Source organism: Bradyrhizobium sp. MV1.5, from assembly GCF_055807615.1.
The window spans coordinates 15,029-24,643 of record NZ_JBVVPL010000028.1 but is presented as its reverse complement, the minus strand read 5'-3'; the positions used below and the strand labels follow the sequence as shown (position 1 = coordinate 24,643).

Below are 9,615 nucleotides of genomic sequence, written 5' to 3'. Positions count from 1 at the left end.
CGCGGGCCCCCCCGCGGGGGGGGGGCGCCCCCCCCCGCCCCCCCCCCCCCCCCCCGCCTCCCCCCCCCCCCCCCCCCCCGCGCCCCCCGCGCCGCCCCCCCCCCCCCCGCCCCCCCCCGGCGGGCGCGCCCCCCCGGCGGGTGGCCCCCTCACCCCGAACCCTCCGCCGGCGGGGGTTATTGCCCGGCCCTCGCCTCGCGCCAGCGCGCCGAGAAGAAGAGCTTTACGGACGGCGAGATCGTCGATGGCTTTCTGAAGACGGCGTTCGGCGCCGAATATCACCTTGCCGGCCGTGTCGACCGCATCCGCAAGTTCGACGGGCCGGTGCGCGTGTTTGCCGAGAGCGACCGCGCCGACCGCAAGGCGCAGCTCGCAAAGGTCGTGGCCGACATCGGCAAGCGCGTGCAGCATCTCGACATCGCCATGATCGACAGCAGCGAGGCCGCGAATGTGCGGGTGAAGCTCGTGCGCGACCGCGATCTGTTCCGCACCATCTCGAGCTTCTACGGTGCGGAGAAGGCCCGCGAGATCCGCACCTCGCTCGATCCGCAATGCCTGTCCGGCTTCCGCAAGAACGACAATTTCGAGATCGAGCATTCCGACGTCATCCTCACCGTGGACAACGGCGATTTCACCTTCCTCGACTGCGCCTATGAGGAGCTGCTGCAATCGCTCGGCCCGATCAACGACACCGCGAGCGTGCCCTGGACCATGTTCAACGACAACGTCTCGATGGGCTATTTCGACGTCTACGACCAGTACATCCTCAACCTGCTCTACGATCCCCGCATCAAGGCGGGCATGACCGTGGCTGAGGTCAAGGCCGCGCTGCCCGACGTGCTCACCGATGTCAGGACGTGGGTGAAGCGGGTGAATGATTTGAAGGAGTGAGGCACTCTCACCCTCTCCCCCTGCGGGAGAGGGTGGCTCGCCGCGCAGCGGCGAGACGGGTGAGGGGTTCTCTCAGCCCGCGAACCTCTCGCTTTCGAGCTCGCTGAAGCAACCCCTCATCCGGCGCTTCGCGCCACCTTCTCCCGCAAGGGGAGAAGGGAAGCCACTGTCAACGCGGCCTCACGCCTTCTTCGCCTTCGTCATCAAAAATTGCTGGCGCATCACGTTGTGGCTTCCGTCGAAATATTCGGAGATCAGCGCCTCGAACTCGCTGCGAAAACTCCGCAGCCTGTCCGGCTCGTCCTTGTACTGGGCAATGAGCTTGATCAAAGGCCCGATCGTCGTTTCCATGGTGCGGCGGAAATGCTGCGGGCTGAGTGCGGATGGCGTCATGATCTCCATGTCGAAGGCGATGTCCTTCGCTTTCCCCGCGAGACGTTCGGAGACGATCTTCGGATCGCCCCACGACACCGGTGATGCCACACCCTCGGGCGGCGGCAGATGGCGGGAGATCAGCGCGAACATCCGTCCGACATAGAGATGCGGGGGCCAGGTGGAGAAGGCGATGATGCCGCCGGGCTTCAGCACACGCAGCATCTCGCCGATGGCGACCTCGGGACGCGGCGCGAACATGTGGCCGAACTGGCTGAGCACCACGTCGAACTCGTTGTCGCCATAGGGCAGGTTTTCGGCGTCGCCCTCGGCGAAGTCGACGTCGAGGTTCGCCAGCCGCGCGTGCTCGCGAGCGCGTTCGATCAGGACTGGCGACAGGTCGAGGCCCCTGACCTTCGCACCGCGGCGCGCCGCCGTAATCGCGGCAACGCCGGTGCCGCAGCCGACGTCGAGCAGCCTTTGGCCGGTCGCGACCCCGGCGAAGCTCACGAGCTTGGCGGCCGAGGGTGTCGTGAACACTTCCATCGGCGTAAACAGCGACCAGGCTTCCTTCTGGACTGCCTTGAAACCAGCAAACGGGTCTTGCGCGGTCATGGAACTCTCCCTTCGCTCGAGGTCGGTTTTCATGAGGCTGACGACGGATGCCAAAGGTTCAACGCGGGCCCATGACGGCAACGGCTTCGCCTCCTTGCGGTCCTATTGCACGAGATCGGCAACGATGGTCGCGGCCTTGAGGCCGGTGCCGGTGAGGACCGCGACCGTGGTCTCGTTCGCCCTGATGGCACCGGTGGCGGACAGTTTGTCCAGCGCGGCGGCCGCACTGGCGCTGGTCGGCTCGGCGAACAGGCCCTGCCGCGCAAGACGCCGCAGCGCCGCGACGATCTCGTCCTCGGTGAGCGCGACAGTGCCGCCACCGCTCTCGCGCAACGCGCCGATGATCTCGCGCAGGCGCAGCGGATGCTTGATCGCGGTGCCTTCGGCGATGGTCTTGCTGACCTCGCGGGCGACAGGCGTATCGACGCCCGTCTTGAAGCTTGCATCGATCGGCGAGCAATTGAGTGGCTGCGCCGCGAACAGGCGCGGCAGCCTGGCGATCTGGCCCGCCTTGAGCAACTCGCGGAAGCCGAAGGCGCAACCGAGCAGAGAGCTGCCGGCACCGACGGGAACGATGACGTTGTCGGGGGCGCGAAAGCCGAGATCTTCCCATATCTCATAGGCGAGCGACTTGGTGCCTTCGAGGAAGAACGGTTGCCAATTGTGGCTGGCGTAGAAGGTCTGGTTCGACTGCCGGATGGCCTCGGCCTCCGATTCCTCGCGCGGGCCCTCGACGAGCTGCACCGCCGCGCCATAGGCGCGGACCTGCGCGATCTTGGCCGGCGACGTCGACGCCGGCGCGAGAATCTTCACGCGCATGCCGCCGGCGGCACCTAAGCCCGCCATCGACGAGCCGCCATTGCCGGACGAGTCCTCCAGAATGGCCTCGACGCCGATCTGCCGAAGAAAGGACAGCATCACGGCGGAGCCCCGGTCCTTGAAGCTGCCGGTCGGGTTGAACCATTCGAGCTTGAAGAACGGGCGCAGTTCGCCCCAGGCCTGCTGCACCAGCGGCGTGCAGCCTTCGCCGAGCGTGATCGGAGTCTTGATCTCGACCGGCAGCGCCGCCCGGTAGCGCCAGAGCGAGCGCGCCCGGCCGTCGATGTCCTCGCGCGACATCCCGGCCCCCGGCGTCACCAGCAGCGGCGTGCGTTCGTCCGAGCACCAGCGCGGCTGGTCCAGCGGATAGAGCTTTCCGTTGCGGGGATCGATGTAGGCGGCGGCGGGCATGGCAGTCTCCAAGGAAGACGATGAGGCTGGCGATAGGGCAAAGGCGATCTGTACGTTGGGTTTGATGACACGTTTTGTCCGGAAACTCGACGCCCGCTGCGCAACCCGTGCACCGCCCCTTGAAAACGTGAAAACCATAATTATTTCATCATCTTACGGCGATGGCAGCGAGCTCCGCCAGTGCGGTGGCGTGGCACTCGGGCAAGCGCTGCCGGGCCGCCGGACGACGGGAATTTGGCCGCGAACCGGCCTGCCCCGCGCAGCACGATTAACTTGTCTGTCGCGACTGCCCGCTACAATATGTTGGATTGAGCTCGCGCCGCCGATGTTCCGCATCGGCAGCGCGACGAGCCAAGGCCCGTCCGAGCGGCGGGCCGTTGGCTTTTTGGGAGTTTGGTCATGAGCCGCGCGAACCGTACCGACCACATCCGCCTCACCTCCCATCCGGAGCCGGGCAGGAAGGCCGCCTTCCCGATCCACTGGGGCGCCGCCGACGCACGCGCCCGCGGGCCGATCATCGGCACGGTGTCGCGCGCCGGGGATCGCAACGTGATCGGCAGCCATGGCGGCTCCTATGCGATGTACCGCGCGCTCGCGGTGTCCGCCGGCGCACTCGATCCGATCCGGCGTCCCGACCTCACCAATACCTTTCCGGCCGCCACCATCGGGCCGTTTCCGCAATGGAGCGATCCCGCCAAGATCGTCGCGCTCGATCCCTGGGGGCATCTCGTCGCCGAGAATTTCGGCAAGGACATCGCTGAGGGCATCGACATCAGGCCGAGCATCGCGGTGACGCGTGCGCGGCTGGACCTGCCGGAGATCCGCGAGGCGCTCGCCGCCAAGCGCCTGCGCGCCGACGGCGACGTCGTGCACGCCAATGGCAGCGTGTCGGTGGTGAAGATCGCGATCGATCCGGTCTGGTATCTGCCGGGTCTTGCGGAGCGCTTTGCCACCAACGAGACCGAGCTGCGCCGCACGCTGTTCGAGCAGACCGCCGGTATGTTCCCTGAGCTCGTGACCCGGCCGGACATGAAGGTATTCTTGCCACCGATCGGTGGCACCACCGTCTACATGTTCGGCGATGTGACAAAACTGCCGGACCATCGCACCAAGATCACCTGCCGGGTGCATGACGAGTGCAACGGCTCCGACGTGTTCGGCTCCGACATCTGCACCTGCCGCCCCTACCTCATTCACGGCATCGAGGAATCCGCGCGCGGCGCCCAGGAGGGCGGGCTCGGGCTCGTGATCTACAACCGCAAGGAAGGCCGCGCGCTCGGCGAGGTCACGAAATTCCTGGTCTACAATGCGCGCAAGCGCCAGGAGGACGGCGACGCCGCCGCCGCCTATTTCGAGCGCACCGAATGCGTCGCCGGCGTCCAGGACGCGCGTTTCCAGCAATTGATGCCGGATACGATCCACTGGCTCGGCCTGAAGCGCATCGACCGCTTCCTGTCGATGAGCGACATGAAGCACGACGCGCTGACCTCTCAGGGCATCGACATCGTCGAGCGCGTGCCGATCCCGCCCGAGCTCATTCCCGCCGACGCCTATGTCGAGATCGCCGCGAAGAAGGCCGCCGGCTATTACTCCACCGACATCGCGCCGGAGAAGGACGTCGACGGCGTGGTCGGGCGTTCGCTGGAAAAATACTGATCAATTGATGGCAGACGCTTCGGAATTGCAGGCCCGTTCGCTGCTCAGCGCAGCAGCGGTTCGCGCGCGTGCCGGCGAGATGCTCGAGATCGGCCTGAACGGAGGGCTGACGCACTTCACGATCGATCTCGATCGCATGGACGGCGTTGCCGACGCCGTGTTGGCTGTCACGCGAAAAGCCTATCCCACGCTGGAGATTCCGTTCCATGCGCGCTGGCGGCATTTCGTGCTCGGCGGCGTCGACCGTTGGGCGCGGCTTGCGGATTCGGCGTCATGGGCCGATCGCGCGGCGCGGGCGCGCGCGGAGTTCGACCTTGCCATCGTCAGCGTGCTGCTCGATGCCGGCGCGGGTGCGGCGTGGCGATACCGCGACGCTGTGACGGGACAAAGCATCGGCCGATCCGAAGGACTGGCGATTGCAAGTCTCGACATGTTCGCGAGCGGTCTTTTTGCCCACGATGCCCGCGCGCCTTTCAGGGCCGATGCCGACGTGCTCGCGCAACTGCCGCTCGCCGCGCTCACTCCGGCCTTTCAGGTGAGCGATGCCAATCCGCTGCTCGGGCTCGAGGGGCGGACCGATCTGCTGCGGCGTCTGGGCAAGCTGGTGGCGGAGCGCGCGGACGTGTTCGGCTCGCACGACACGCCACGGCCGGGCGGGCTGTTCGATCACATCGCGGCGCAGGCGAAGGGCGGCGCGGTTCCCGCGCCCGCGATCCTATCCGCGGTGCTGAACCAGCTCGGACCGATCTGGCCGTCGCGGCTTGAGCTTGCCGGGATTCCGCTCGGCGATTGCTGGCGCCATCCGGCGATCAAGGCCGACGATGCGACCGCGGGCCTCGTGCCCCTGCACAAGCTGTCGCAATGGCTGAGCTATTCGCTGATCGAGCCGCTGCAGCGCGCCGGATTTGACGTCACCGACATCGACGGCCTGACCGGGCTTGCCGAATATCGCAATGGCGGCCTGTTCGTCGATCACCGGGTGTTGCGCCTGCGCGACGCCGCCGATGCCGAGCGTGCGCATGCGGTGGACTCCCTCCTCGTCGTCGAGTGGCGCGCGCTGACCGTGGCGCTGCTCGATCGGCTCGCCGAACTGGTCCGCGCCAAACTCGGCCGCACGCCTGAGACATTGCCGCTCGCCAGCATTCTGGAAGGCGGCACCTGGGCCGCGGGCCGCGCGATCGCCTTCGCGCGCCGGGCCGACGGATCGCCGCCGCTCAAGGTGATCAGCGACGGCACGGTGTTCTAGTCTCTCGTTCGAGTTCGCGGAAACAGACCCCTCATCCGGCGCTTCGCGCCACCTTCTCCCACATCCGCCTTCGCCAAGGCTTCGGCGGACATAAGGGGAGAAGGGAAGAAGCATCGGCCCGTCGCGTTTCACCCAAGTGCATTTCGTTAGGAGCGTTCCATGCAAGGCGTCACGATCGTCGATCATCCGCTGGTGCAGCACAAGCTGACCCTGGTGCGGGACAAATCGATCTCGACCAAATCGTTTCGGGAGCTGATCAAGGAGATCGGCATGCTCCTGTGCTACGAGGTGACGCGCGACCTGCCGCTCGCCGATACCGTCATCGAAACGCCGCTGGCGACGATGCATTCGGCCAAGATCGCGGGCAAGAAGCTGGTGTTCGTGCCGATGCTGCGCGCCGGCACGACCTTCGTCGACGGCATGATGGACCTGGTGCCGACCGCGCGCGTCGCCCATATCGGACTCTATCGTGAGCCGCACAGTTTTGCGGCGGTCGAGTACTTCTTCAAATCGCCGTCCGATCTCAGCGAGCGGCTGGCGATCGTGGTGACGCCGGTGGTTGCGACCGCCAACACGGCTGTGGCCGCAATCGACCGGCTGAAGGAGCGCGGCGCCAAGGATATTCGCCTCGCCTGCCTGATCGGCGCCCCCGAAGGGCTCGAGCGGCTGCGCGGACTGCATCCTGACGTCCCGATCTGGACGGCCGCGGTGGACGAAGGTCTCGACGAGAACGGCTTTATCCTGCCGGGCCTCGGGGACGCCGGCGACCGCGCCTACGGGACAAGATAGGCGCCGGCCCGCAAACCGCGTCACGTTAGGAACAGCTTCGCCCGCGCAAGGTTCTTCCTGCTCTACGATGGAGAGCACGATGACCTATCAGGATGACCGCAGGGCAGACAGAGCACGCCGCAACAGCCCGGTGGGCTGGGCGATCGGCGCGATCTTCGTGATCGCCGTGGTCGCGGCCGTCTTCTTCTACAATGGACGCGACGTCGGTCCGCAGACCACGACCTCCAGCCCGAACAACGCGCCGAGCGTCACCACCGGATCGAACCCGCCTGCTGCGCCCGCGAAATGATGCGCTGAGGGCGGCCCGTTATACCTTGCCGCTGCCGCAGATCCCCTTCAGTGACCGCCACTCCGCATCGGTCAGCAGCGGCGCGCCGCTGGCGGGGCGATCCTCTTTCGTCATGCGCGCGAGCCGGTCCTCGGTCAGCGGATGGCTCGCCAGGATCGACGTGAGGCCGCCGCCCTCCTTGCCGGTGATGCGGAACATCAATTCGGCCGCGGGCTTCGGCGAACGGCCGAGCTTGTGCATGATCTCGATGGCAAACGTATCCGCAGCGGTCTCGGCCTCGCGCGAATAGGAGGCCTCGACCACGCTACGCGAGGCGAAGATCACGGCGCTCGAGCCGGTGACGTCGCCGAACAACAAGCCGATCAGGAACGAGGTGCCGCCGTTGTAGATCAGGCCGCGCATGTTGTCGTAATGCTTGAGATGACCGAGCTCGTGGGCGAGGATGCCGGCGAGCTCGTCCGGGCTTTCGGCCTTGTCGAGCAGGCCCTTCAGCACGAAGACCTTGCCGCCGGGCAGCGCGAACGCGTTCGGCACCGGGGTCGGCAGCACGCCCGCGGTCATGGAATCGTCGTCGAGGCCGGCGGCATCGCGCAGCCGATTGACGAGCTTGATGAACGCCGCCTTCCCCGCCGCGTCCTCGCACGCGTTGCGGCCGAAGATCGTCTTCACCTGAACCTCCGACGCATCGCCGATGCGCCGCTCGATCGGTTTCGGCACCAGCGGCGCGAGGCGGTCGGCAGCGAGCGGCACGCCGAACAGCACGACGCAGACGATGGAGACGGCGGCAGCCATCGACCAGCCGACGATTTTTGCGACGCCGCGGCGCGAGGTCTGGTGGTCGTCGAGCCGCATGCAGCGCGCGGTCACGTCGGAGGCGAGCCGCGCGTCGCGGATTTCCAGCCGGGCCAGCGGCGGCGCGGAAGCGCAGGCGAGCCGCAAGATGCCAGGCGGGCTGTCGGCGCGGCGGATGTCGGCATAGGCCCAGCGAACGGGCGTCGCACCCTCTTCGAGGATATCGAGCGCGTCACTGAGCGTCAGTGCCACCTGCCGTCTGCGGCTCGACACGCCGTCGAAGAAGATCGTCGGCTTCGCGGACTGCGCCGGGGCCTCGGCGAATACGTCACTCACAGCTCAGAATCCCGCGACATCGAGTCCATCGGCAAAGCCTTCGCCCAGACCGCTGGCAAGCTCGGCGCTGCCGCGCACGTCAGCCGCGGCGGCGATGTTGTGCACATCGACGGTTTCCAGCACCTTGGCCCAGAGATCGCGCTGGAGATAGACCCGCATGACGATGTTGAGGGCGAGAGCGAGTGCGAAGTAGCCGATCACCATCATCACCAGTGTCGGGATGCTCTTGGCGGCATTGCCGGGCCCCAACGCCTGCTCGACCGAAAGACCGCTCAGCTTGACGACGAGCATGGTGGCTCCGCCGACATAGGCGGCGAAGATCACCGAGAGCAGCATCCACCAGCCGATCACCTTCCAGTACAGGCCGTAGAATGCGTTGTGCGGCAGTTGCGAGGACACGCTGACATCGCCGATGCGGATACCGTCGAGCCACCAGCGCCACTCGCGCGCCTTGAACTCGGCATAGAAGAACGGCGCGAGCGGAAAGATCACCATCGCGATCGGGCTCAGCAGCCACAGCCACCAGCCGCGCTTGAAGAACGTCCAGCCGTCGGCTTCGAAATCGCCGCGCAAATCGCCGTAATGGGTGTGCCGCATCTTGTAGCGTTCGAGCGAGGCCTCGCGCCACGGCAATGCGAGCCCAAGCGTCAGAAACACCAGCAAGCCCCACAGCATGGCGCGGAACGAATAGGCCCAGCCCGATCCGTCCATCCAGAACCGCACGCCGCGCCAGACCGTGCGCGTCAGGCGATAGCGCCGCGCGCGAAAGATCGCGAACTGGCCGAAGGCGTAGAAGCTGATGAACAGCGGCGTCGAGGCAAAGCCCTGCCAGCGCTCGAACTCGATTCCGACAAGGAAGTAAGCGAGGTAGATCGGCACCAGGATCGCGAGCGCGAACAGGAAGCCGACCAGAAGCTCCTTGGCCCGGCCGGTATATTCGGCGGCGTCGCCATCGACCGCGGTGTTCGCCCACAGATGACGGCGGATGTCGGTGACGAGCCAGAACCGGTAGAAGCCGAAGGTGACGAGCTCCAGCAGGGCACCCTTGGTGACCAATTTGCGAAACTCGGTGCGGTTGCCGGTGAAATCGACCCGCGCGGGCGGCAGCGGCGGGGGTAAGGGTTCTGAGCCGATGGGAGCCCATTGCATGTCGTTCACGGCGGCAACCTCGGGGTGCGGACCTGGTTCGATCAAACTATAGATCAGAGATTAGTCGATCCCCAAGATGGGCGGGTTCGATTTGGCTCGATTCCAGTCGCTTTCTGGCACGATTCCACGGCCGAGGGCGTGCGCGAGATCACGTTCGCGAATGTCCGGTAGCCCGGCGGGGGGGGGGGGCCAACCCGGGCGGCGGCCGGGGGGGGCGGGATACCCCCATTTTGGTTGGGGCCAACGGGGG

Annotated in this window: 8 protein-coding genes and 1 pseudogene; 5 read left to right on the top strand and 4 right to left on the bottom strand. The window is 66.6% G+C overall.

What is annotated here, in order from left to right; genetic code table 11:
* Positions 1–174 precede the first annotated feature (174 nt).
* Positions 175–891: pseudogene (locus AC0L2J_RS23885) on the top strand (DUF2927 domain-containing protein); the annotation flags it as partial.
* 180 nt (positions 892–1,071) lie between these two features.
* On the opposite strand, the gene AC0L2J_RS23880 reads toward AC0L2J_RS23885, so the two are convergent.
* The gene (locus AC0L2J_RS23880; protein WP_473394725.1) at positions 1,072–1,878 is read right to left on the bottom strand and encodes a class I SAM-dependent methyltransferase; all 807 of its coding nucleotides are present in this window, start codon (positions 1,876–1,878) and stop codon (positions 1,072–1,074) included.
* A gap of 102 nt (positions 1,879–1,980) precedes the next feature.
* Positions 1,981–3,108 (bottom strand): threonine synthase, encoded by a 1,128-nt coding sequence (locus tag AC0L2J_RS23875; protein WP_473394724.1) that lies wholly within the window; start codon positions 3,106–3,108, stop codon positions 1,981–1,983.
* 399 nt (positions 3,109–3,507) lie between these two features.
* On the opposite strand from AC0L2J_RS23875, the gene AC0L2J_RS23870 reads away from it, so the two are divergent.
* From AC0L2J_RS23870 to AC0L2J_RS23855, 4 genes are all read left to right on the top strand, one after another.
* Complete coding sequence (locus AC0L2J_RS23870) at positions 3,508–4,764, top strand: GTP cyclohydrolase II (RefSeq protein ID WP_473285069.1); 1,257 nt, start codon at positions 3,508–3,510, stop codon at positions 4,762–4,764.
* Positions 4,765–4,771: 7 nt separating this feature from the next.
* Positions 4,772–6,010, top strand: coding sequence for a URC4/urg3 family protein (locus AC0L2J_RS23865; protein WP_473394723.1), 1,239 nt, complete (start codon positions 4,772–4,774; stop codon positions 6,008–6,010).
* Between the two features lie 159 nt (positions 6,011–6,169).
* Positions 6,170–6,799 (top strand): uracil phosphoribosyltransferase, encoded by a 630-nt coding sequence (upp, locus tag AC0L2J_RS23860; protein WP_473394722.1) that lies wholly within the window; start codon positions 6,170–6,172, stop codon positions 6,797–6,799.
* Between the two features lie 79 nt (positions 6,800–6,878).
* Positions 6,879–7,088 carry a hypothetical protein gene (locus AC0L2J_RS23855; protein WP_007614503.1) on the top strand — a complete coding sequence of 70 codons (210 nt, stop codon included), beginning with the start codon at positions 6,879–6,881 and terminating at the stop codon, positions 7,086–7,088.
* An 18-nt stretch (positions 7,089–7,106) separates the two neighbouring features.
* Here AC0L2J_RS23855 and AC0L2J_RS23850 read toward each other — a convergent pair whose 3' ends face one another.
* Positions 7,107–8,216 carry a M48 family metallopeptidase gene (locus AC0L2J_RS23850; protein WP_473394721.1) on the bottom strand — a complete coding sequence of 370 codons (1,110 nt, stop codon included), beginning with the start codon at positions 8,214–8,216 and terminating at the stop codon, positions 7,107–7,109.
* Positions 8,217–8,219: 3 nt separating this feature from the next.
* Positions 8,220–9,365 carry a YjgN family protein gene (locus AC0L2J_RS23845; protein ID WP_473394772.1) on the bottom strand — a complete coding sequence of 382 codons (1,146 nt, stop codon included), beginning with the start codon at positions 9,363–9,365 and terminating at the stop codon, positions 8,220–8,222.
* Positions 9,366–9,615: the final 250 nt, after the last annotated feature.